This is a genomic window from Rarobacter faecitabidus (assembly GCF_006716265.1).
Taxonomy (GTDB): domain Bacteria; phylum Actinomycetota; class Actinomycetes; order Actinomycetales; family Cellulomonadaceae; genus Rarobacter; species Rarobacter faecitabidus.
Window position 1 is genome coordinate 1,060,621 of sequence record NZ_VFOS01000001.1, and the last position, 21,666, is coordinate 1,082,286.

The following is a 21,666-nucleotide window of genomic DNA, read 5'->3' on the forward strand; positions in this document are numbered from 1 at the left end:
TTCACTTTCCTGTTGCTGTTGTCACGCCAGGTCGCGGAATTGCGACTGACGTGGGGTCGACCTAGTGCGCTATGCGCGAGTGGCTAAGACCCCAGGCGGTCACCCGGTGAAGTGGGCAACCTGAACAGTCTAGCGCATTGGAACAACTGGCCCAAGTCTCATGGCCTGTCCGCCGTATTCGACATCGTCTGCATCGGACAAAGCGGTGAGGGCCCGGCGGAGATTGATTCCCCCGCCGAGCCCTCACCGTGATGCGGCTTCTACCGAATCAAATCACTTGACCCTGACCTTGGTGCTGTAGGTCGCCTTGCTGAGCGACTTGTTGCCCGTGTAGACCACCGAGACCTTGCCCTTCTTGGTGAGCTTCTTGGTCTTGACGGTTGCCACGTACTTCTTTCCGACCTTGCGGACCTTGGCGGAGCCGACCGACTTCTTGCCGACCTTAACCGTGACCTTTCCGGTCGGAGCAGCCGCCCCAACGGCCTTCAGCGTGATCTTCAAGGTCGCCTTGACGTTGCGCTTGATGGTGGTCTTGTTGCGCTTGCCCTTTGTGATGGTCACGGTAGGCTTCTTGGCCTTGGCCTTCTTCACGACCAGCGTGACGCTGGTCGGTGACGAAGGAGCGATGACCTTGCCACCCGCGGCGGGAAGGTAACGGACCGTCAGCTTGTGCGTTCCGACCGTCAGCGTCCGCGGGAGAGTCACGGTCGTCTTGCCAGCGGAGAGCGAGGCTGATCCGAGTGAACGATTCCCCTCGGTGATGACGACCGTTCCGGCCGGCACGACGTCCTTCGCAGTCACCGTGACGCCCACCTTGGCAGGCGTGTTGTACGCAACCGAGGTCACCGTGGCGCTCACGGAGGCGGTCACCGTGGTGGTTCCCCCACCGCCGTCTCCGCCGCCGGGTCCGGGGATCGTTGTCTTGACGGTGAACTGGATCACATAGGTAGCCGTAGTCGAGCCGTCCGACGAGGTCACCTTGACTTCAGCGGTCCCGTTCGGTGAGGACGCCTGCGTGTACGTCACGACGCCACCCGACGCGGCCGTGGCCGTAACCACCGGGGTCGCCGTGGTGCCCTCGGGAAGCTCGACCACATACGTCCTGGTTCCCGAAGCGAAGCCGGTGATCGTCTCACCGTTGACCTTGAGGTCGCTGAGTTCCGCGATCGCATCCGCCGCGGCGAAATTGATCGAGTACGTGGTGTCCACCCCATCGAGGGTCGTCACCGTGACGGTGGCGGTGCCCGGGAGTGTCGTGGCCTGTGTGACGCGCACTCCGGCGCCGCCCGTAGGCGCACCCGCAACGATCTGCGGCGCAGTGGTGGTGCCGACCGGAAGGACGACGCTGTAGTCGGTCACCGAGGGGCTGAAGCCCGACAGCGCCGAACCACCAACGGTAACGCCCGAAACGCCACCCACGGACGTGTCCACGCCGTTCACGATCAACTGACCGCCACCACCGTGCGAAACGGTCGCGTTCATGGCCGCTGCGATGTTCAGGCGCTGCCAGGAATCGCCGCCGTCCTTGGTCTTGTCGAGCGCGTAGCCGCCCTCGATCGCCGTGGCGCGCAGAACCGTCGCGCGCTCGGAAGAGGTGAGCGTCGGGAACACGGTGGTCAGGAGCGCTGGCGCCGTCGCGGGAACCCTAACCGGCAGGTTCGTGGCGCTGGGGAAAGCCTTCTGGAATCCATCGTTGCGCACGACGCCGTCGGTGGTCGGGTAGGACGAGTAGGTAAGGCGCTGCTTGTAGACCGTCAGTGCGTGCTCGGTCGTCTCGAATGCCGTGTCCGTCTTCGCGCACTGGACGAGGTCCGTCGTGTGTGCCACGTCATCACACTTCGCACCGAGGACTGCCCGCAGTTCCGTGGTGGACTGCTTCAGCAGGTTGCTGAACTGCGCGTCCGACCAGCGGTTCGCAGCCACGGCCTGACCGTTGATGCGACCAGCCATGACATCCATCGGGTAGTGGAATCCGAGCACCAAGCGGTTGTTACCGTACTCGGAGGCTCGCGAGAGGATCTGCGGAGAGAGTTCCGGGATGAGTGATGCAAGCATCGTGCCGTTGGAGTAGCCGTGCAGCGCGTGACCGGAGGGGAATGAACCCTGCGTGCACAAACCGTTGTAGCCGCTCTGGCTGCTGTAGGTGACGGCGATCCAACCGTTGGATCCGCTGAAGGTACCGCCGGAGCAGGTACCGCCCCCGACGAAGCCGAGGCGGTTCATCGGTCGCTGGTAGCTCCAAAGGGCCTTAGCGGCATTGTTGGCGTTCTCGTAGGAACTGTTCTCGATATTGTCCAGGATCCACTTGGTCTTGGGCAGTTCACCGGAGGTCAGCGCCGCCCTGTAGATCGGTCCGAGCACGGCACCGAGTGCATCGGTCATCGTGATGGCCGAGTTGTTGTCCGCATCGTAGATGGCCTGCGCACGCTTGGCCACCTTGACAGCGTCGGAACCCGTCGCGCCATTGTTGACGGCCACGACAACCCGGTCGTTAGCCGCAGCGAGCGTGGCGCCATTGTTGGGGCCGGACGAGTTGGGGGCCATGATCGTGGGCTCGTTCTTGACCTCGTCGAATCCGGTGAGCAGCGTCGAGAAGAAGTCGCTCGGAACCGAACCCGAAGCGTAGGACGCACTCGTCTCGGCTACGGTGAACGGCACCGCGACCGTGTCGGAGGTCGCCGCCAGGCTCAGCGAGAGGTAGACGTCCGAGCTGGTGTCGTTGACGTTGTGCAGTTCGATCGAGATCACGTTCGTGCCGAGCCGCAGGGGGGTCGCGGGGAACAGCAGCGTCTCAGTCTGCGGGTCCCCCTTGTTGTCGCCGCCGTAGCCCAGGTTGCCGGTGGGAACGTTGGCACCCGGGTAATCGGCCACGTTGACCCCATTGATGTATACGGTCGCGGCGTCGTCATGCACGAGCGATCCGTACAGACCCCTGATGGAGTCGAGGGCGTTCTGGTCCAGATCGAACTGGTACCGGAAGAAGTAGGCGGGCACGACGGGGTTGGACGTGCCGTTGAGGTAGTACTTGAGCACGGTCGTCACGGGGAAGTTCGCACCGATGCCGATGTTGGGCGGTGCCGTGCCGTCTCGCTTGGCACCGAAGGGGCCGGCGGCCGTCTTCCAGGTGCCCGGGAGGCTGGCTCCGACCTGTGTCCAGGCGGTGCGATCGGCGTTGCCGTTTGCCGGATCGATCGTGCCGTCCTCGAGGTACTGCCACTGCGTGCCCGAGGTGATGATATTGGACGAGTAGCCTGCCTGCCCAGTCCGCAGCGTCCAGTCAGAGATCTGGAACTTGGTGTTGTTCGTCGCGGTTGCGTGGTTTGCCAGGTTCGCAGTAACTCGCAACTGGTAGTACTTGTAGGCCGTCGCAGCGGTGGTGGTGTACAAGTTCCTGGCCCGGCGGGCGTTGAACGCCTGATCGAACCGCGAGTCGATCTGCACCCACGACGCGTGCGTGGCGTTGGTCGCGGCCGCGGCGTCGTTGGAGCCAAGGACGGTCCATGCCTTCGGGTCGCGCTCCGGAGCGTCATCTCCCGAGGTTAGCGAGTACCCCGTGACCAGTTGCGCGGAGGAAAGCGTGTAGATCGCCCAAATGGGGGACTCTGTGGTCGGCTTGTTACCGGTACCGGCGTACCACTTGGTCGTCGCGTCCTTGTCCCTCAACGACTCGATGTTCTCGGAACTGCTGCCGCTGTTCGGGAAATTCGAGGTCACCCCGGTCACGAAGGAGTGCACCTGGTCGGAGTCTCCGCGTACGTTGAGGGGGGCTGCCTGGGCAACTCCCGCGCTGGCGGCGAGACCGCCCACTAGGAGGCTGGCAGCGGCCAACGCCGCGACGAGCGGCCTGCCCATCCGTCGGCGCGGGCCTGATCGCTCAGGCTGACGGCTCAGTGCTGTTCGCATTAATTCACCTGTTCCTGCTTCATTGCGGCTGGCTCGGTGCTGTGACGTACACCGCTGGGCACCCACATCGGACCCAAGCCGCTGCTGACAACGCTGTCACTCTGAAATGAACGATACGTGGACAGAAAAGAGATTTCAACCATGCAAACCGGTTTAGAGTCGGGCTCTTGAGAGCACTTCACTCATCGCGGAGAATGTCCCGGATCCGCTCCAGACGTTCCCCCAGTGCCCGCTCGAAACCGCGATCGGTTGGATCGTAGTAGCGGCGACCTTTGAGTGCGTCGGGTAGATACTGCTGGGCGGCCACCCCGTGCGGCTCGTCGTGGGCATATTTGTAACCCTGCCCGTGGCCGAGTTTCTTGGCTCCCGAGTAGTGGGCATCGCGCAAGTGGGGCGGGACGAGTCCGATCCCACCCTTGCGCACGTCGGCGATCGCGGCATCGATACCCAGGTAACTGGCGTTGGATTTGGGCGCTGTGGCGACGTGGACCACGGCCTCGGCGAGGATGATCCGCGCCTCGGGCATGCCGATCAGGGCAACGGCCTGCGACGCGGCGACGGCAGTTTGCAGTGCCGAAGGATCGGCCATACCGACGTCCTCCGATGCGGCGATCACGATCCGCCGCGCGATGAACCGGGGATCCTCCCCCGCGACGATCATCCGGGCGAGATAGTGCAGCGCCGCGTCCACGTCCGAGCCGCGCATGGACTTGATGAACGCGGATATCACGTCGTAATGCTGGTCGCCGTCGCGGTCGTATCGCACCGCGGCGACATCAATGGCGGTCTCGAGAGTTCTGATGTCGATGATCGGGGTGTCTCGGGTGGATGGAGCAGCCGTCTGAGAGTCCGCTTGAGCAGCGCCGGCCGCCGCCTCCAGGATCGTGAGAGCGCGTCGCGCGTCTCCCGCGGCGAACCGCACCAACTGCTCGACCGCCTCCTCGGAGATGCTCACCGTGTCCGCGAGGCCGCGGTCATCGCTGATCGCCCGCTCCACAAGGGTGCTGATGTCCTCGTCCTCAAGTGAATGAAGCGTCACCAGCAGCGAGCGCGACAGCAGTGGGGAAATGACTGAGAAGCTGGGATTCTCGGTCGTGGCCGCGACAAGCGTCACCCAGCCGTTCTCGACGCTCGGCAACAGCGCGTCCTGCTGCGTCTTGGAGAATCGGTGGACCTCGTCGATGAAAAGGACGGTGTCGGCTCCGCCGGTTGCGAGCCGGCGACGGGCGTCCTCGATGACCAGGCGCACGTCCTTGACTCCAGCGGTCACGGCCGATAGTTCGACGAAGCGCCGCTCGCTCGCCTGAGCGATCAGGTAGGCAAACGTGGTCTTTCCGGTGCCCGGGGGCCCGTAGAGGATGATCGACGACGGGCGTGACGTCGCGTCCGCAGCACCTTGGATGAGTCGCGTCAGCGGCGCACCGGGCGCGAGCAGGTGCTCCTGACCCGAGACCTCGTCCAAGGTGCGCGGGCGCATCCGCACGGCGAGTGGCGCGGACGGCCCGGCCACCGGCCTGCCCGACTCGTCGCTCCCCGCAACCTCGAATAGATCCACCATCCGAGCGTAGCCGCGACGTCTGACATTTATTAATCGGCACGGGGGTGGCGACACGTGCCCGCGGCGCCTGCCACAATGTTCGTGGACGCGGAGTTGCGGGACGGCGCGTGGACGAGTTCCCCGTCGCGGGTATGCAGGTGTGAGGAGGCCGCATGAGCAGCATGGAGCCCGACGATGTCGCGCGATTCGCTCCCGACCCCGATAACGCCAAGGTCGAGCCGGGGGTGTTCGCCCCACTGCCCGATGCGGAGGTCCGTATCACTGACCCGAACTCTCAGACGCTGGAAACGACACCGGAGCCTGGATCGTGGGAGGACTTCCACAACCAGGCCCGAGACGCTAGAGAACGTGCCCAGACGCGGATGCGCGCCATGGCGACCAACGCCGCCCTCGGGCTCGAGTATGAGCGACGCCTGGCCCGATACTCCGCGATCCGTTCTGCTCTCATCTGGTTCTGGTCCATCGCGATCGTGGCCTATCTGATCGGAGTGCTGTTCTGGTCCTTCGGGGCAGATCCTCCGCCCTCTCTCGGCGCCGGACTCTGGCTCGCAACGATGCCCGCTGCCATCGGGCTCTATCTGTCGTGGATCGCGCTCAAGTTCACCCACCCGGGCGAATCGCCCGTCGCACCTCTTCCCGACAACCGCCCGCGACATGAGGGACTGACCGCGCCCGAGCGCCCGGACTGGGATCGCCGCAGGGCTGAATGAACATGCCGGACACCGTGGTCGAGGATCGCGGTTGCGGCGGCTCGTGGCTGGTGGCTGGTGAGGCGCGATGCTGTGGTGACCCGACCGCCCGCGCGACGTTCGCTTCGGGCGCCTACTGGCGCCCGAGCCGTTCAATCAGGTTGGCGATCCTTCGCTCGCTTGCTGCAGTGCTGGATGCGGTGAGGATGGGGTGCAGTGCACTGAAACGCTCCGTGCGGTTGAGGTTTGCGAATGCTGCTTGCGCGATGGGATCTTGCGCGAGCGCCGCAGCTAGTTCGCTCGGAACCTCCGCGGTGGCGGGTCCCGCGTAGGCGCGATCCCATCGTCCGTCGGCCTTGGCACGCTCGACCTCGCCGGCGCCGCGCTCGCGCAGGCGGCCCTCCGCCGCGAGCCGGGTGACAATCTCGACGTTGCGCTTCGACCAAAGCGATCGCGCGCGCCGCGGGGTGAAGCGCTGCATGAAGGTGCCGGTGTCCAGGCTTTTTCGCTGCCCGTCGATCCATCCGCTGCAGAGCGCTTCCTCGAGCGCGTCCTGGTAGGTGAGTCGTGTCGGGGAGGTCGTCCCCTTCTTCGCGAGCGTCAGCCAGATTCCGCCGGAGGCCTCGTCATTAACCATCAACCATGCGCGCCATTGGTCGACGTCGGCGACGATCAACGGCGCTAGTTCCTGTTCGCTCATGCGGCGATTCTTGCAGATGGCGGGTTCGATGCCGACCGGGTGTCGTGCCGCGTCGGCGCGTGTCGCGGCATCATGACATCCCACCGGCAAACCACCCAGGCCCACCCCCACAAACAAATAGCCTGAACCCACAAAACGTGGGTTCAGGCTATTCCGATGTCCTGCGACATCACACATGGTCGGGCTGACAGTGTCTGGATTCACAACATCGTTTACATTGTGTGGCGGGGATTTGTGTGGTGATCGTTGACCGGTGAGTCGGGACATCGTTGACACGGGCGGCATCGTGATCGTTGACCGATGAGTCGGGTCATCGTTTCCCTTCTCCGGCTCGGATGCTGGGGGTATGAAACCGAAGAATCTTGTCATCGTTCAAGCAGTCCTGGATCAGGGCCTGTCCCACGCGCAAGCAGCGGCAAAATATGGTGTCACCAGGCAGTGGGTCCATCGTCTGGTCACCCGGTATCAAGCCGCTGGGCTTGAGGGCCTGGCCCCACGATCAAAAGCCCCCCACCATCGTCCTGGACGCACCCCCGAGCAGGTGAGAGAACTTGTTCTCGCGCTGCGGCGTGAGCTGACTAGTCAAGGCGCGGACGCTGGGCCAGAGACGATCCGCTGGCACCTACACAACGAAGGTGCCCAAGTCCCGGCCGTGTCCACTATCCGCCGTATCCTGCACGACGCCGGCCTAGTCACACCAGCACCCCAGAAACGACCACGCAGTTCCTACATCCGTTTCGAAGCAGACCTACCCAACGAATGCTGGCAATCAGACATCACCCACTGGCACCTAGCCGATCACACCCGCATAGAGATCCTCGATTTCCTCGATGACCACTCCCGATACCTGCTCCACATCCGCGCAGCAGCAGCCTTCACTGGCACTGACGTCGCGCAAACCCTCCACCAACTCATCGACCAGTACGGGCCACCAGCATCCACACTGACCGACAACGGCCTAGTGTTCACCACCCGATTCGCCCGCTTCAAAGGCTCTCGCGGCGGCTTCGAGAAACTCCTGCAAACCTACGGCATCACCCAAAAGAACGGCCGACCAGGACACCCGCAAACCCAAGGCAAAATCGAACGGTTCCACCAAACCCTCAAACGCTGGCTAGCAGCCAAGCCCCGCCCCCAAAACCTCACCGAACTCAACACCTGGCTCACCCAATTCCAAACCTGGTACAACACCGCCAGGCCCCACCGAGCCATCGGACGCAAAACCCCACACCAGGCCTACACCGCACTACCCAAAGCCATGTCCCGCGTCAAGTAGTTGGCAGGGTTTCTTCGATTTCGAAGTTGGGGATGGTGGGGTCGGCGAGGCCGGCGTAGACCTCTGCGGGTCGGTTCCAGGCGATCGCTTCGTGCGGGCGGACGTGGTTATAGTCCTGCCGGTAGGCGTTCACGTGTTCGACGAGCTGGAGGCCGTCGTCGATCTCTTCGCGGAACAGCCATTCGTATTTCATCGTCCCGAAGCCGCGTTCGCGTGACCCGTTCTGCCCCGGCGTTCTCACTCGTGTGCGGACGTGACGGAGCTCGGGGTGCGTCGCGATGAACGCTTCGAACGTGAACGACCGGAACGGGCCGCCATTGTCGGTCACGATCGTCAAGGTGGGCAGGATCTCCCCGGTGTGCTCGTCGACCTCGCAGTCGTCGATGAGCGGGTGGCCGAGGAGCGCCTCGAATTCGGCGAGGGCGAGCTCGACCGCGGTGACCGCGTCGTGCATGTTCGCAGTCGGCGACACGTGCGCGTCGAACTCATACTTCGCCCAATAGTCCCGACACGACGCAATCCGCCAGACCCCGCCGGCCGTGGTCTCATACTCGGAGAAGTCGAGCTGCCAAACCTGGTTCGGGCCCGTCGGTTCTTTCGCGAACGCGGCCTTGCGGCGCTCAGCGAGCTTGCGGCGCTCCCGTTGGTCATTCGCACCCAGGATCAGGCCCTCGTCGCGCAGCAGCCGCAGCACGGTCGCCTGCGATACCGGGTGCCCGTCGTGACGGGTCATGGCCCAAATCTTCCGGTGGCCCCACGCCGGATGCGCCTTCGCATGCTGCACGACGACATCACGGACAGCAACGCGAGACGGCTGCGGCCACGGACCCTTCAACGGCCGATCCGCGCGGGCCTTGGCCTGCCAGCGCCGCCAGATTCGTTCGGGCATGTCGATGAGTTCGCAGAACCTCGCGGTCGACATGCCCGCCTCGGTGCGGATCACCTCGAGGTCCTCGAAGGGCCCAACCTGCCCTCCGCTGATTTCTTCCAGACGCGGATCTCGACCGCGGCCTCGCCGAGGGCTTGGGTGAGTTCGGCGACCTCATCCTCGAGCTGTTGCTCTCGGGTCGAGGGCTTGGACTTGCCGGCCTCGATTCCGGCCTTGCCTCCCTCGAGGAACTGACGCTTCCAGTTCCCGATCGCCTGCTCGGAGACCTTCTCGCGGCGGGCCGCTTCCGCGATCGAGATCTCGCCCTGCAACACGCTCAACACGATGCGCAGCTTCTTCTCCGCCGGGATCTTCGGTGGACGACTCATGATTCTCAAACCTTGCGATAGGGCCGTTGCCTCAGCAACTAACTACCCCTGCCACATAGTCTGACGCGCGACACGATGACGCGACTCACCAACCCAGGTTCACCGTCAACACGACGAACCCACAAAAAAGTCCTGAGCCGCGACCCGTCTGTAAACGATGTCGCGACTCAGGACAATGGTCGGGCTGACAGGATTTGAACCTGCGACCCCTTGACCCCCAGTCAAGTGCGCTACCAAGCTGCGCCACAGCCCGCGGCTGCCAAGAAACCTCGGCACACCACCACCCCGAAGGGCCTCAAAGATCTTACCCCATCTGCGAGGGACCGTTGAACATCGCGCCGGTGCCTCACGTTCTTTGAGCGCGTCGGCGGCGCAGGTGCCTCAATTCCCTTCAACGAGACGCGACAAATCACGAATGAGTTCCGCAAGCCAACACCGGATGTGGTTGCTGAACACGAGGTATATCGGGTGCCGAACGACGGAAACCGGGGCGCCCGCCAAAGCAAGGCCGTACTCGCGCGTAGCGGAGCGACTCCGGGCCAGTGCAACAAAGCGACGGAGCGGCACCGGGCCAGAGCAACAGAAGGGCGAGGCGGCCACGCCAGGGCTACCGTGTGCTCAGCGCTTCCGCTTCTCCCGCACGCGGACCGAGATCTCGATCGGCGTTCCCGTGAACCCGAACGTCTCGCGCAACTTGCGCTCGATGTAGCGGCGGTACTGCGGCTCCAGGAATCCGGACGCGAAGATGACGAACCGCGGCGGGCGCGACGACACCTGTGTGGCGAACAGGATGCGCGGTTGCTTTCCGCCGCGCACGGGGTGCGGGTGGGCGGATACGAGTTCGCCGAGGAACGAGTTCAGCTTGCCCGTGGGGATGCGAGTCTCCCACGACGCGAGCGCCGTGTCTAGGGCGGGCACCAGCCGGTCGGCGTGCCAGCCGGTCAGCGCGGACAGGTTGACGCGCGGCGCCCACTGAATCTGGACCAGATCCCGCTCGATCGACCGCTCCAGGTAGCGGCGGCGGTCCTCGTCCATCAAATCCCACTTGTTGTAGGCGATGACGAGGGCGCGGCCCGCATCCACGACCTGCTGGATGACGCGCACGTCCTGCTCAGTCAGGGGGCCCGACGAGTCCACCAGCACCACCGCGACCTCGGACTTCTCGATGGCCGCCTGAGTGCGTAGCGAGGCGTAGAAATCGGCGCCCTTCGTCTGGTGAACGCGGCGGCGGATACCGGCGGTGTCCACGAACAGCCACGGGATGCCGCGCAGTTCGATCAGCTCGTCCACCGGATCGCGCGTCGTGCCGGCGGTCTCATCGACCACCACGCGGCTCGATCCCGCGACCTTGTTCAGCAGCGATGACTTGCCCACATTCGGGCGGCCCACGAGTGCGACGCGGCGCGGCCCGTCGGGGCGGGCGGTACCGTGCGCGGACTCCCGCGGCAGCACGTTCATCGCAGCCTCCAGCAGGTCGCCGGTGCCGCGGCCGTGCAGTGCGGAAACGCCGATCGGCTCCCCCAACCCGAGGCCCCACAGCACAGCCGCCTCGGCCTCGAGCGTCGGGCTGTCGACCTTGTTCGCGGCGAGCACGACGGGCTTACCGGAGCGGCGCAGCAACTTGACGACCTGCTCGTCCGTGTCCGTCGGGCCGACGGTCGCGTCGACCACGAAGATCACGGCGTCCGCTTCCTCGATGGCGATCTCGGCCTGTTCGGCAACCTTGGCGTCCATCCCTGCGACATCGACCTCCCAGCCGCCGGTGTCAACCAGCGTGAAGTCCCGCCCGGCCCACTCGGCGCGGTAGCTGACGCGGTCGCGGGTGACTCCGGGCTTGTCCTCGACGACTGCCTCGCGGCGGCCGATGATCCGGTTGACCAGCGTCGATTTGCCGACGTTCGGTCGCCCCACGATGGCGAGCACCGGCAGGATGACTGGAGCGGGACGCTCGTCGGGACCGCCCTCGGAGTCGAGCAGGTTCAGGTCTTCATCATCGAGGTCGTAGTCGGATAGGCCCGCGCGCAGGGCCTTGGCCCGCAGCAGTTCCTCTTCGGCGTCCTCGAGTTCGACGCTGGCAGCGGGCTCCGGGTACGACTCATCGAAGTCGTCCTCGCCGCGTGCGGACGCGCTGAAATCGGTCGGTTCGGTCTGTGTCATGTCCACCATTGTCCCAGGTATCCGCACGAGTTCCGTGCGTAGTGCCCGGCAGCCCGCCTGGCGGCACTCGGCCAGCGCCAACCGCCTTAATCCACTGGCGACATAGGCGGCCGCCAAGATCGCCCGCGTCAACGCTCGGTTCGCGCCACGATATTTCAGTTCGCGTCATGAAATACATGCGGGTCAACGGCACTAACGTGGGGCGAACCGCGAGGGTCAGCGCGGCGAGGGTCGGCCGCGGCAGCGCGGCGAGGGTCGGCCGCGGCAGCGCGGCGAGGGTCGGCCGCGGCAGCGCGGCGAGGGTCGGCCGCGGCAGCGCGCGGCGACGCACGCCAACAAAGCACGCCAGGCAACTCGCCCTGGGCGATCAGTCGCGCGGCAGCGCGATCCCATGCTTCGCAGCGGCGCCGGCGACCGTGTCGGCCAGCGCCACGCGAATGACTTCCCCGGCTCGCACGAGTGCAGCCCGCCCCGATTCCCCGGGGAGCCGCTCCACCCTCACCGGATTCCCGAACTCCACCACGAGGCACCGCCGGAAGCCGGGCACCTTGCTCACCGATTCGCCGCTGCGACGCGTGCCTAGGACTGCTGCAGGAACCACGACGGCGGCTGAGTTGAGCGCGAGCCAGGCGACACCGCCGTGGACCTCGTCCACTCCGCCGCCCCCGCGCGATCCCTCGGGGAAGATCCCCACGCAGTCCCCGCGAGCGAGAATGGCGCGCGCGGTAGCGAGTGCGGCGCGTCCACTGGCGCGATCCACGGGAATCTGGCCCGCGGCGCGCAGGATCGCCCCGACCGCGCCGCGGAACATCTCTTCCTTCACCATGATGTGCAGGCGGCGCGGGGACACCCCCAGCAACACCGGCCCATCGACCACGCCCGTGTGGTTACCGGCGATGATGACAGGTCCGGTGGCAGGCACATTCGCGCGACCCAAGACTCGGGTACGCCACACCACGCGGGCGAGGAACCAGCCCACCTTGGCGGACCATCGCGGACCCCAGTGCCCCGGAATGCCGCTGCGCCCCCTCTTGGGCCGCTGAGCGGTCACCCTCCCCGCGCCCGGCGAACTCACGCCTTGGTCGCCGGCCTCACGTGCGCGGCGCGCGAGACGATCTGGAGCGCGGCCGCCACGGTCTGGTCGAAGTCGAGGTCGGACGAGTCGAGCGTCACCACGCCGTCGGCTGCCACCGTGAACTCGGTCACCGTCGAGTCGTCGCGGTCCCGGCGCAGCACCTGGTCGCGCATGGCCGCCACGCTCTCGGCGTCGGCGGTGCCGCGCACTTCGAGGGAGCGGCGCGCGAGCCGCGACTCCTCGGAGGCGGTCAGCAGAATGCGCACGTCGGCGTCCGGAGCCACGACCGTGGTGATGTCGCGCCCCTCCGCCACGATGCCGCGCCCCGCGGAGTAGCCGCCGGGACGCGTCTCGCCGTCGATGATCTCGCGCTGCCGGCGGCGCAGTTCGGCGCGGACATCCAGGTTGGTGGCAACGCGCGACACCACCCGCGTCACGTCCTCGCTGCGAATGGCCTCGGCGACGTCCTGCCCGGCGAGCGCCACGCCCGGGTCAACCGGGTCGAGCGTCTGGACCAGCGGCATCGCGCGCACGGCGGCGGCGACGGCTGATTGATCGTCGAAGTCAACTCCCTCGCGCACCACCCAGAGGGTGGCGGCGCGGTACATGGCCCCGGTATCCAGGTACGCCAGCCCAAGGGACCTGGCGACGGCCTTGGACACGGACGATTTGCCAGAGCCGGAGGGCCCATCGACGGCGATGCTTAGCGGCGTGCGAACTGGCAGGTCGGTGGCGGTGTCTGTCACAGAACTAGATCCTTCACTGGGCGATGTCCTTGCGCAGGGCGGTCGCGCCATGCAGGTACACGTGGCGCACGTCGTCGCGCGCGATGGCGGTCTCGACGTGCGCCATGAGCCGCACGACGCGCGGCAGGGCTGTCGGCACGGCGATCTCGACGGCGCACATGAGCGGTACGGAGCCGAGTCCCATCTCGCGCGCGGCGGCAGCCGGGAAGTCGGACACAAGGTCGGGAGTGGAGGTGAAGATCACCGAGATCAGGTCGTCGGTCGACAGGCCGTTGACCTCGAGCACCTTCGCCACGAGTTCGCGCGTGCGCTCGTACAGGTGCTCCTTCTCGTCGACTTCCAGTTGGGTCGCGCCCCGGATCGCTCTGACTGCCATTGCCTTGCCTACCCCTTACAGTCCCACGAGGGCGAGCAACTGACCCACCTCGGTGTTGGAGAGAACGCGCGTGCTGCCGGGCCGGATCGTATCCAGCCGGATCGGCCCGAACTGAGTCCTGACCAGCCGCGTGACGGGAAAACCGACGTGCTCGAACATGCGGCGGACGATGCGGTTGCGCCCCTCGTGCAGGGTCACCTCGACCTGCGACTCCTTGCCATCGAAGTCGATGAAGCGGTAGGAGTCGAGCGCGGCGGGTCCATCGTCCAGCGTGATGCCGGCGAGCAGTTTGCGCGACGCGGCCTGCGTGATGCGGCCGTCCACCTGGACGAGGTAACGCTTTTCAACCTCGTACGACGGGTGCGTGAGCCGATTCGCCATCTCGCCGTCGTTCGTGAGCAGCAGCAGACCCTCGGAGTCGGTGTCGAGCCGGCCCACATGGAAGAACCGCTCCGAGCGGTTGTACACGTACTCCGCGACGGTCGGACGCCCCTCGGAGTCTTGCAGGGCCATCGTCGATACGACGCCCCAAGGCTTGTTGAGCACTACGGTGACCTTGGAGTCGTCCATGTGAATGCGCATGCCATCGACCTCGATCGCCTGCTTAAGCGGATCGACCCGAACGCCGAGCTCGGTCACGACGTGGCCGTCGACGCTCACTCGCCCGTCGGCGATGAGTTCCTCGCAGGCGCGGCGCGACGCCACTCCGGCGCTGGCGAGCACCTTCTGCAGCCGGATGCCATCGGGTACGTGCACATCGACCTTGGGCTGGCGCTTCGAGGACGAGCCCTCCTGGCCGCTTCGCTGGCCTCCGCGCGAGGGCGCACCGCCCGTGCCGCCTCGTCCCTGCTGGGCGCGGTCGTTACGGCGGGTTGGCTCGTGGCGGGCCGGTTTGCGGCGGCCGCCCCTGGGGGTACTCATTTACGACTCCTTGACTAAGGCTTCCAGCGAATCCAGATCGGGCAATTGCGGTGCGAGCGGTGGCAGGTCCTCGAGCGAGCCAAGGCCCATGCGCTCGAGGAAGTAGGGGGTCGTGCCGTAGAGCAACGCTCCACTGGACTCGTCCCGCTGAACCTCGGCGATCAGGCCACGGGCGCTGAGGGTCCGCACCACGCCATCGACGTTCACTCCGCGAATGGCCGAGATTTGGCCACGGGTCACCGGTTGACGGTACGCCACAATGGCGAGCGTTTCCAATGCGGCCTGCGTGAGGCGCGCGGTCTGACCGTCCACGATGAAGCGTCCGATGAGGTCGGCGTGCGTCTCGGCGGCGTAGATGCGCCAGCCGGAGGCGACCCTGCGCAGGGCGAATCCGCGCGGTCGCCCGCCGCCTTCGCCGCGGTACTCGGCTGCCAATTCGCTCAACGCCGACTCGACGTCGTCCACTGGCCGCATCACGACCGCCGCAAGCCGCTCCGTGTCGATGGGCTCGTCGACGATCATGAGCACCGCCTCCAGTGCCGCGAAAAGCCCGCCCGGCAGCTCGTCCACGTTCACGGGGGAATTGGTTCCATCGGGTTCGGACCCCGACGCCGCCGGGGCGGGGTTCTCGACATCGGACTCGGTGGGATCGGCCAGCGCCTCGTCGCCCGCGTGGTGGGCAGGCGGGTTCGTGGTCATTCGTCCTCCTCGTCATCGAACGTGCTCCCGCTCGCGAGAACCTCGTCCTCGTCAAGCGCATCAGTGCCTATCCAGCGAACCGTCAACTCCCCGAGCGGGGACAACTGCTCGAACGACACTGCGCCGTCACGAAACAATTCTAGTAACGCCAGGAAACGGCCGACCACGATCAGCACCGACTCGGCGTCCGCCACCAGCGCCCGGAAGGTCGCAATGCCTCCCCCGCGCAGTCGCCCGGCGATCAAGGCAGCCTGCTCGCGAACGGACACGGCGGGCGCGTGCAGGTGCTCGATGCTCACCTCGGTGGGCAGCCGCGGCCGGTTGATGGCCGCTGCCCCGAGCGTGGCCAGTTGTTCGGGGCCGATGGACCACACCAGGTCGGGTAGGAGCGCCGCGAATTGCGGCTCGAGGCTCACGGACCTAGGTACCCACCTGGATTCCCGCTCGAAACGCTGGCCCAGGAAGTCCGCCACCTGCCGGTAGGCGCGGTATTGCAGCAGCCGCGCGAACAGCAGATCGCGGGATTCGAGTAACTCCAGGTCCTCAGGATCCTCGTCGCCGTGGATCGGCAGCAGGCGCGCGGCCTTGAGGTCGAGCAGTGTCGCGGCGATGACGAGGAATTCGCTCGTGGTGTCGAGCACCCAGTCGCCCGCCGCGCGCATGGTGGCGATGAACTCGTCCGTGACCTGCGCCAGCGCGATCTCGGTGACGTCCAGCTTGTGCTTGGCGATCAGCGACAGCAGCAGGTCGAAGGGACCCGTGAAATTGTCGAGCCGTACCTCGAATCCCCCTGCGCCGTGCGCGGGCTGGACTTCGCCTGCCTCAGGTGCGGGCTGGGTCTCGCCTGCGCCGTGCGCGGGCTGGACTTCGCCTGCCTCAGGCCCGGCGTGGATCTCGCCCGCCTCGGGTGCGGGCCGGACCGAGCGTGCCTCAGGCGGAGTCGCCACGGGCGATCAGCTCGCGAGCGAGTTGACGGTACGCCTGGGCGCCCGCGTGGTTGGGCGCGTAGCTCGTGATCGGTTCGGCCGCCACGGAGGCATCGGGAAACTTCACCGTGCGCGTGATGACCGTGTGCATGAGCGTGTCACCGAAGGCCTGATAGACGCGCTCCACGACCTCGCGTGCGTGCAGCGTGCGGGCGTCATACATGGTGGCGACGATGCCGTCGACCGTCAGGCGCGGGTTGAGCCGGTCTCGGACCTTCTCGATGGTCTCCACGAGGAGGGCCACGCCGCGCAGCGCGAAGAACTCGCACTCAAGCGGAATCAGCACGCCGTGCGCGGCCGTCAGCGCGTTCACGGTCAGCAGGCCGAGCGACGGCTGGCAGTCGATCAGGATGACGTCGTAGTCGTCTGCCACCTCTCGCAGGACGCGGGCGAGCACCGACTCACGCGCGACCTCGCCGACGAGTTGCACCTCGGCTGCGGACAGGTCGATATTGGCCGGCAGGATGTCCAGACCGTCGACCGCGGTGTGGAAGATCGTGCCCCTCGTGTCGGGGCGCGCCGCCATCAGCAGGTCGTAGATGGTGTGGTCCAGCTCGTGGACCGGCACGCCGAGCCCAACGCTCGCGGCCCCCTGCGGGTCGAAGTCCACGATGAGTACCTTGCGGCCGTATTCGGCCAGCGCGGCGGCGACGTTGATGGTGGTCGTGGTCTTGCCGACGCCGCCCTTCTGATTGCACATGGCAATGATGCGGGCGGGCCCGACGCCGGCCAGCGGCCTGGGAGCGGGGAACACGGGCATCGGCCGTCCGACAGCGTCAACGGAACTGGACGTGGTCCGGGCGGTCTCGGATGCGGAATTCGATGCGGTGCTCACGGAATAACGCTACCGCAGCAAGGCCCTCAACCAGTGACGGCCCGCGGGTGCGAGGTCGTGTAGACCTCCCGCAGGTGTTCCGGGGTCACCTTCGTATACAACTGCGTGGTCGCAACCGAGGCGTGGCCGAGCAATTCCTGCACCACCCGGATGTCAGCGCCGCCCTGGAGCAGGTGCGTCGCGAACGAGTGGCGCAGCACGTGCGGCGAGACGTGCTCGACCTCGCCGCCGAAGGCCTTTTCCGCCGCCGACCGGAGCGCCGCCCACGCCAGCTGGCGGGACATGCGCGCCCCTCGGGTGTTGAGGAAGACGGCCGGGGTGCCTCGTCCACGAGCCATGAGCGCTGGCCGCGCGCGCACCACATACGCAGCGAGCGCATCGCACGCGTACGACCCGACGGGGACGATCCGCTCCTTGTCCCCCTTGCCCACGAGTCGCACGACAGGGAAGTCTGCCGTCAGATCGAGGTCGTCGATATCGAGGGCGATCGCCTCGCTGATGCGCGCGCCCGTCCCGTACAGGAACTCGAGGAGGGCCGCATCGCGCAGTTGCGTCGGCGAATCCGCGCCCGTTGCCGCCAGCAGCCGGGCGACCTCCTCGGTAGTAAGCGCCTTGGGCAGCCGCGACGGCGTCGTGGGGCGGCGCAGGTCGAGCGTGGGGTTCTCCTGGACGAGTCCCTCGTCGAACGCGAATCGGTACAGTCCGCGCAGGGCGGCTATCGCGCGCGACGTGGAGGTCGCAGACAGAGGGCTGCGGCCCTCGCTCCCGGCGCGCAACTCGATGACGTAATCGTCGAACTGCTTGGCACCGGCCGACAGCAGGTCGATACCCCGCCCGGCCAGGAAGTCCAGGAATCGCGTCAGGTCGCGGCGGTACGCGGCCAGGGAATTGGCGGCCAGCCCGCGTTCGACGCTCAGGTGGTCGAGGTAGTCCGAGACCAGCGCGTGGTCGTTCGGATGCTCCCCCGCAGTTACCACGGCAGGATCACGTCGACCGCGATCATGACGAACAGCGCGGACAGGTAGGTGATGGAGCCGTGGAACACGCGCATGGCGTCCAGCTTGCCGCGCTCCGGATGCCCCGCGCGGCGCAGTAACTGGATGCACGACCACGTGAACCAGGCACCGAGCAGGATGGCCGAGACGCCGTATACAGGACTGAGGCCCGCCACAGGCCACAACACGATCGTGGCGGCCACCATGGCGATCGTGTAGCCGATCATCTGCGTCGCAACCGTGCGGTCCGATGCGACAACCGGAAGCATCGGCACGCCCGCCGCCGCATAGTCGCCCCGGAACTTGATCGACAGCGGCCAGTAGTGCGGCGGCGTCCAGAAGAAGATGACGAGGAACAGCAGGATGGCCGGCCACTCGACCTTGTTCGTGACGGCGGCCCAGCCGATCAGCACCGGCATGCAACCGGCCGCGCCGCCCCAGACGATGTTCTGCGAGGTGCGGCGCTTCAGGATGAGCGAATACCCGACGACGTAGAGCAGGATCGCGCCAGCCGTCAGGATGCTCGACAGCGGGTTGACCACGAACCAGAACCACGCGAGCGAGAAGACGCCGAGGATCGAGCCGAAGATCAGCGCGGCGCGGCCCGAGATCTCGCCGGTCGCCAGCGGGCGGCGCTTGGTGCGCTTCATCTGCGAGTCGATGTCGCGGTCGATGTAGCAGTTGAACACGCCCGATGATCCGGCCGAGGCGTAGCCGCCGATCAGGGTTGCGAGCACGAGCCAGAAGGAGGGGAAGCCGTCCGCTGCCAGGATCATCGTCGGGATCGTGGCAACCAGGAGCAGCTCGATCACGCGCGGCTTGGTCAGCGCCACATACGCGCCGACGCGGCCGACGAACCGGTCCCAGGGCCGGTCCGCGGCGGACGCGCCGCCGACAGCCGCGTTGGTGCTGGCCGTTGCCGCATGGCCCTTCATCGGCCTGCGGCCGTGCGAGTCACGCGCAGCCGGTCGCGGTTGCCTAGTCGACGAGGCGATTTCCGGGCTATGCACGCTGAAGTGCGCTCCATTCACGTGTGGGACGGGGCTTGGACGGCCCGTGTTCGCTGGCCCCGGCATGGTTCGTGCGCGGGGCGAATGCGCTATCCATGCCAGTGTAGTGGACGAGTTTCATCGTGCCGAAAACCGACATGTCGCACTAAGCGCGGACGCGGAAAATGGGACCGAAGCGTCTGAATATAGGACAACCGGACGGGACGATATAGGGTAGGACGGTTGCAGTATGCCCTGGGCCTCTCCTCACTTTTCCCGAGCGGAAATGTGAGGGGACGTGCACCCAGCCAGATCACGAAACCGCAGATCCGGACGGGCTCCGCCGACGAGCGGCGGCGACACATATCCGTATGAGTGGAAGGTAAGGCGCGCAGTGAATGCCCCAGCACCGTTGAGTAAGACCGTCAACTGGACCGACCTTGACGTCAAGGCGATCAACGTCAGTCGCGCGCTCGCGGCCGACGCAGTGGAAAAGGTCGGCAACGGCCACCCCGGCACTGCCATCTCGCTGGCCCCCGTGGCGTACCTCCTCTACCAGAACTGGCTGCGGCACGACCCATCGGACACCGGCTGGTGGGGGCGGGACCGCTTCGTCCTGTCCTGCGGCCACTCCTCGCTCACTCAGTACCTGCAACTATTCCTCGGCGGCTTCGGACTCGAACTGTCCGACATCGAGGCACTGCGGACCTGGGGCTCGCTGACACCTGGTCACCCTGAGTACCACCACACCCGCGGCGTTGAGATCACCACCGGCCCGCTGGGTCAGGGACTTGCCTCCGCCGTCGGCTTCGCCGCCGCACAGCGACGCGTCCGCGGTCTCCTTGACCCCGCCGCGCCCGAGGGCGAGAGCCCGTTCGATCACCGCGTTTTCGTCCTCGCGTCCGACGGCGACCTGCAGGAGGGTGTCACATCGGAGGCCTCGTCCTTCGCGGGGACCCAGGAACTGGGGAACCTCGTGGTCATCTGGGATGACAACCACATCTCCATCGAGGGTGACACCAACATCGCGTTCACCGAGGACGTTGCCGCGCGCTACGAGGCGTACGGCTGGCACGTCCAGATCGTCGACTGGACCGCGGGAGAGAACGGTTACGTCGAGGACATCGACGCGCTCAACGCCGCGATCGCCGCAGCCGTGGCAGAGACCGGCAAGCCATCGCTGATCGGTCTTCGCACCATCATCTCGTGGCCCGCCCCCACGAAGCAGAACAACCACTCCTCGCATGGCTCCAAGCTCGGTAAGGACGAGGTCGCCCGGCTCAAGCACGTGCTCGACCTCGATCCGGACCGCTCGTTCGATGTGCCGAGCGAGGTCCTGGCGCACTCTCGCAAGCTCATCGACCGCGGCGCCGCGGCCCACGCCGAGTGGGACGAGAAGCTCGCCGCGTGGCGCTCCGCCCACCCGGCAGAATCGGCGCTGTTCGACCGCCTCGCGGCGCGAGACCTGCCCGAGGGCTGGGACGAGGCCGTGCCGACCTTCGAGGCAGGGACGTCCATCGCCACGCGCGCCGCATCGGGGAAGATCCTCACCGCTCTTGCACCCGTGCTGCCCGAACTCTGGGGCGGCTCCGCCGACCTCGCAGGCTCGAACAACACGACCATGACCGGCGAGCCGTCGTTCATTCCCGAGCACTACTCCACGCAGGAGTTCCAGGGCACCGAGTACGGCCGTACGCTGCACTTCGGCATCCGTGAGCACGGCATGGGCGCGATCCTGTCGGGCATCACGCTCTCCGGACTCACCCGCGCGTACGGCGGCACGTTCTTCCAGTTCTCCGACTACATGCGCGGGGCCGTTCGCCTGGCCTCGCTCATGAACATCCCGGCCATCTACGTGTGGACGCACGACTCGATCGGGCTCGGCGAGGACGGCCCGACCCACCAGCCCATCGAGCACCTCGCGGCGACGCGCGCCATCCCCGGACTGTCGATCCTCCGCCCCGCAGACGCGAACGAGACCGCCGAGGCATGGAAGTCCATCCTCAAGCGCGACTCCGGCCCGGTCGGCCTGATCCTGACCCGGCAGAACGTGCCCACGTTCCCGCGCGGTGAGGACGGCTTCGCACCCGCCAGTGGTCTGGACCGCGGCGCGTACATCCTGCTGGAAGCGTCCACGGAAACGCCCGACGTGATCCTGATCGGCACCGGCTCCGAGGTTCAGCTGGCCGTCGCCGCCCGCGAGGAACTCGAGGCCGCCGGCATCGGCACCCGCGTCGTGTCAGCTCCGTGCCTCGAGTGGTTCGACGAGCAGGACGAGGACTACCGTAACGAGGTGCTGCCGCCCGCGGTCACCGCGCGCGTGAGCGTCGAGGCGGGCATCGCGCAGAACTGGTACAAGTACCTTGGCGTGAACGGCCGTCCCGTCAGCATCGAGCACTATGGCGCATCCGCGTCCGCCGAAAAGCTGTACGAGGAGTTCGGCATCACGGCGGACGCCGTGGCGAACGCCGCCCGCGAGTCGATCGACGCAGCCCGCGCCTGAC

At 66.5% G+C, this 21,666-nt stretch carries 18 protein-coding genes and 1 tRNA gene; 3 read left to right on the forward strand and 16 right to left on the reverse strand.

Going from position 1 to position 21,666, the window contains the following annotated elements; genetic code table 11:
* Positions 1-273: 273 nt before the first annotated feature.
* Both FB461_RS04800 and FB461_RS04805 read right to left on the reverse strand, forming a co-directional pair.
* Positions 274-3,903, reverse strand: a complete 3,630-nt coding sequence (locus FB461_RS04800) for an Ig-like domain repeat protein (protein ID WP_142119463.1) — start codon at positions 3,901-3,903, stop codon at positions 274-276.
* 178 nt (positions 3,904-4,081) lie between these two features.
* Positions 4,082-5,458: a replication-associated recombination protein A gene (locus FB461_RS04805; protein WP_142120774.1), complete on the reverse strand. Its 1,377-nt coding sequence runs from the start codon at positions 5,456-5,458 to the stop codon at positions 4,082-4,084.
* Between the two features lie 155 nt (positions 5,459-5,613).
* Here FB461_RS04805 and FB461_RS04810 point away from each other — a divergent pair, with 155 nt between their 5' ends.
* Positions 5,614-6,171, forward strand: a complete 558-nt coding sequence (locus FB461_RS04810) for a hypothetical protein (protein WP_142119465.1) — start codon at positions 5,614-5,616, stop codon at positions 6,169-6,171.
* A 112-nt stretch (positions 6,172-6,283) separates the two neighbouring features.
* On the opposite strand, the gene FB461_RS04815 is transcribed toward FB461_RS04810, so the two are convergent.
* A complete protein-coding gene (locus FB461_RS04815; RefSeq protein WP_142119467.1) occupies positions 6,284-6,850 on the reverse strand; it encodes a YdeI/OmpD-associated family protein in 567 nt (188 codons plus the stop codon).
* Between the two features lie 346 nt (positions 6,851-7,196).
* Here FB461_RS04815 and FB461_RS04820 point away from each other — a divergent pair, with 346 nt between their 5' ends.
* Complete coding sequence (locus FB461_RS04820) at positions 7,197-8,126, forward strand: IS481 family transposase (RefSeq protein ID WP_211349835.1); 930 nt, start codon at positions 7,197-7,199, stop codon at positions 8,124-8,126.
* Here FB461_RS04820 and FB461_RS04825 read toward each other — a convergent pair.
* The 13 genes from FB461_RS04825 to FB461_RS04885 all read right to left on the reverse strand — a co-directional run bounded on the left by FB461_RS04825 (position 8,119) and on the right by FB461_RS04885 (position 19,108).
* Positions 8,119-9,069, reverse strand: coding sequence for an integrase core domain-containing protein (locus tag FB461_RS04825; protein ID WP_142118536.1), 951 nt, complete (start codon positions 9,067-9,069; stop codon positions 8,119-8,121). The two genes, FB461_RS04820 and FB461_RS04825, sit on opposite strands and share 8 nt — an antisense overlap.
* Positions 9,066-9,383, reverse strand: a complete 318-nt coding sequence (locus FB461_RS04830) for a transposase (protein ID WP_142119469.1) — start codon at positions 9,381-9,383, stop codon at positions 9,066-9,068. The genes FB461_RS04825 and FB461_RS04830 overlap by 4 nt, the downstream gene beginning before the upstream one ends.
* A gap of 176 nt (positions 9,384-9,559) precedes the next feature.
* Positions 9,560-9,636, reverse strand: a tRNA-Pro gene (locus FB461_RS04835).
* Positions 9,637-10,001: 365 nt separating this feature from the next.
* Positions 10,002-11,540 carry a ribosome biogenesis GTPase Der gene (der, locus tag FB461_RS04840; protein ID WP_142119471.1) on the reverse strand — a complete coding sequence of 513 codons (1,539 nt, stop codon included), beginning with the start codon at positions 11,538-11,540 and terminating at the stop codon, positions 10,002-10,004.
* A 367-nt stretch (positions 11,541-11,907) separates the two neighbouring features.
* Complete coding sequence (locus FB461_RS04845; protein ID WP_246046018.1) at positions 11,908-12,615, reverse strand: lysophospholipid acyltransferase family protein; 708 nt, start codon at positions 12,613-12,615, stop codon at positions 11,908-11,910.
* Complete coding sequence (cmk, locus tag FB461_RS04850) at positions 12,612-13,361, reverse strand: (d)CMP kinase (RefSeq protein ID WP_246046019.1); 750 nt, start codon at positions 13,359-13,361, stop codon at positions 12,612-12,614. Before cmk ends, FB461_RS04845 begins: the two co-directional genes overlap by 4 nt.
* Before the next feature lie 13 nt (positions 13,362-13,374).
* Positions 13,375-13,737 (reverse strand): chorismate mutase, encoded by a 363-nt coding sequence (gene aroH / locus FB461_RS04855; RefSeq protein ID WP_142119475.1) that lies wholly within the window; start codon positions 13,735-13,737, stop codon positions 13,375-13,377.
* A gap of 15 nt (positions 13,738-13,752) precedes the next feature.
* Positions 13,753-14,658 (reverse strand): pseudouridine synthase, encoded by a 906-nt coding sequence (locus FB461_RS04860; protein ID WP_142119476.1) that lies wholly within the window; start codon positions 14,656-14,658, stop codon positions 13,753-13,755.
* Entirely contained in the window at positions 14,659-15,357 is a 699-nt protein-coding gene (scpB, locus tag FB461_RS04865; RefSeq protein ID WP_142119478.1) for an SMC-Scp complex subunit ScpB, read from the reverse strand.
* On the reverse strand, positions 15,354-16,304 hold the full coding sequence (locus tag FB461_RS04870; RefSeq protein ID WP_142119480.1) for a segregation and condensation protein A: 951 nt from the start codon (positions 16,302-16,304) through the stop codon (positions 15,354-15,356). Before FB461_RS04870 ends, scpB begins: the two co-directional genes overlap by 4 nt.
* Entirely contained in the window at positions 16,288-17,103 is an 816-nt protein-coding gene (locus FB461_RS04875; RefSeq protein WP_142120777.1) for a ParA family protein, read from the reverse strand. The genes FB461_RS04870 and FB461_RS04875 overlap by 17 nt, the downstream gene beginning before the upstream one ends.
* Positions 17,104-17,204: 101 nt before the next feature.
* A complete protein-coding gene (gene xerD / locus FB461_RS04880; protein ID WP_142119482.1) occupies positions 17,205-18,155 on the reverse strand; it encodes a site-specific tyrosine recombinase XerD in 951 nt (316 codons plus the stop codon).
* A complete protein-coding gene (locus FB461_RS04885; protein ID WP_142119484.1) occupies positions 18,149-19,108 on the reverse strand; it encodes a heme o synthase in 960 nt (319 codons plus the stop codon). The genes xerD and FB461_RS04885 overlap by 7 nt, the downstream gene beginning before the upstream one ends.
* Before the next feature lie 448 nt (positions 19,109-19,556).
* Between FB461_RS04885 and tkt the strand changes: the two genes are divergently transcribed.
* A complete protein-coding gene (gene tkt, locus FB461_RS04890; protein ID WP_142119486.1) occupies positions 19,557-21,665 on the forward strand; it encodes a transketolase in 2,109 nt (702 codons plus the stop codon).
* Position 21,666 lies beyond the last annotated feature (1 nt).

Excerpts from the sequence above, each read along its gene's own strand:
- FB461_RS04830 (WP_142119469.1), bottom strand. The coding sequence starts at position 9,383 with ATGAGTCGTCCACCGAAGATCCCGGCGGAGAAGAAGCTGCGCATCGTG.
- scpB (WP_142119478.1), bottom strand. The coding sequence starts at position 15,357 with ATGACCACGAACCCGCCTGCCCACCACGCGGGCGACGAGGCGCTGGCC.
- FB461_RS04815 (WP_142119467.1), bottom strand. The coding sequence starts at position 6,850 with ATGAGCGAACAGGAACTAGCGCCGTTGATCGTCGCCGACGTCGACCAA.
- FB461_RS04820 (WP_211349835.1), top strand. The coding sequence starts at position 7,197 with ATGAAACCGAAGAATCTTGTCATCGTTCAAGCAGTCCTGGATCAGGGC.
- FB461_RS04885 (WP_142119484.1), bottom strand. The coding sequence starts at position 19,108 with ATGAAGGGCCATGCGGCAACGGCCAGCACCAACGCGGCTGTCGGCGGC.
- aroH (WP_142119475.1), bottom strand. The coding sequence starts at position 13,737 with ATGGCAGTCAGAGCGATCCGGGGCGCGACCCAACTGGAAGTCGACGAG.
- der (WP_142119471.1), bottom strand. The coding sequence starts at position 11,540 with ATGACACAGACCGAACCGACCGATTTCAGCGCGTCCGCACGCGGCGAG.
- FB461_RS04875 (WP_142120777.1), bottom strand. The coding sequence starts at position 17,103 with ATGCCCGTGTTCCCCGCTCCCAGGCCGCTGGCCGGCGTCGGGCCCGCC.
- FB461_RS04860 (WP_142119476.1), bottom strand. The coding sequence starts at position 14,658 with ATGAGTACCCCCAGGGGCGGCCGCCGCAAACCGGCCCGCCACGAGCCA.
- FB461_RS04810 (WP_142119465.1), top strand. The coding sequence starts at position 5,614 with ATGAGCAGCATGGAGCCCGACGATGTCGCGCGATTCGCTCCCGACCCC.
- FB461_RS04800 (WP_142119463.1), bottom strand. The coding sequence starts at position 3,903 with ATGCGAACAGCACTGAGCCGTCAGCCTGAGCGATCAGGCCCGCGCCGA.